The following is a 1012-nucleotide window of genomic DNA, read 5'->3' as shown; positions in this document are numbered from 1 at the left end:
CGGCGGTCGATTTTCAACTGATTCATCACGCTTAATAGTGGAGGGACGACAATCGGAATGAAAGCAATATGTACCGGAATGACGTTTTGAGATGACATTGAAAACAGCACAAGGGTAAATAAGACCAGATATTTAAACCAAAATACCGAGCGACCGGACGGACGTTGCCCAAAGGCACGGATCACTTTGTAGGCGAGTAAATCGGTTACGCCCGATTTGGATAGAGCAACCGCAAACGCACCCAATACGGCATAGTTCATCGCCGTTTCCGCCCCACCGCCTAAACCGCCGGTGAAGTTTTTAATCGTCAGATTCAGCGCATCGCCGAAGCCTGCTTCATTGACACCGTAGTGCCCCAAAATACCGCAGGTTAAGGCGGCAATAATCAACGCAAGTACCACGTTAATTCGCAACAAACTCAGTGCGAGTAACACGATAATTGAGATGACAACCTCATTAGTAAATAACATTGTGTTTGACCTCTCTTTGAATAATAAAATTAAATCGGTTTAACGCTAATGACACCATTTTCCGTATAATCTAGCATATCCTCGTCCTCTTGCACAATCGGCATAGGCGGAATGTCAGCTTTATCAAAGGCAATATCGCCCTCAATGCCGTCTAAGTGCTGCCCGTGACGGATCCCTTTAAAATCAAATAACGCCGGATCGCATAAATGGGACGGTGTCACATTTTGCAGCGCACTGAACATTGTTTCAATTCTCCCCGGATATTGACGATCCCAAGTTTGCAGCATTTCTTTTACGACTTGACGCTGTAAATTAGGCTGCGAGCCGCACAAGTTACACGGAATGATCGGGAATTGTTTTGCTTCGGCGTATTTCTCAATATCTTTTTCTTTACAATAGGCTAACGGGCGAATCACGATTTGCTTGCCGTCATCACTAATCAACTTCGGCGGCATACTTTTTAATTTGCCGCCGTAGAACATATTCAAAAAGAGAGTTTCCAACATATCGTCTCGGTGATGTCCTAATGCAATTTTCGTTGC

At 44.8% G+C, this 1012-nt stretch carries 1 protein-coding gene and 1 pseudogene; both read right to left on the bottom strand.

Translation table 11 applies throughout. The annotated features are described in order from the left end of the window. Nucleotides 1–470, bottom strand: a pseudogene (locus RO21_RS11945) (sodium:proton antiporter); the annotation flags it as partial. A 29-nt stretch (nt 471–499) separates the two neighbouring features. Continuing rightward, nucleotides 500–1012 (bottom strand): PP-loop family protein (locus tag RO21_RS11940; protein ID WP_047978006.1); only part of this gene is annotated, 513 nt, incomplete at its 5' end.

The organism is Muribacter muris (assembly GCF_001038205.1).
Classification (GTDB): Bacteria; Pseudomonadota; Gammaproteobacteria; order Enterobacterales; family Pasteurellaceae; genus Muribacter; species Muribacter muris.
The sequence above is the reverse complement of the archived record's forward strand: the minus strand, read 5'-3'. Positions and strand labels throughout refer to the sequence as shown.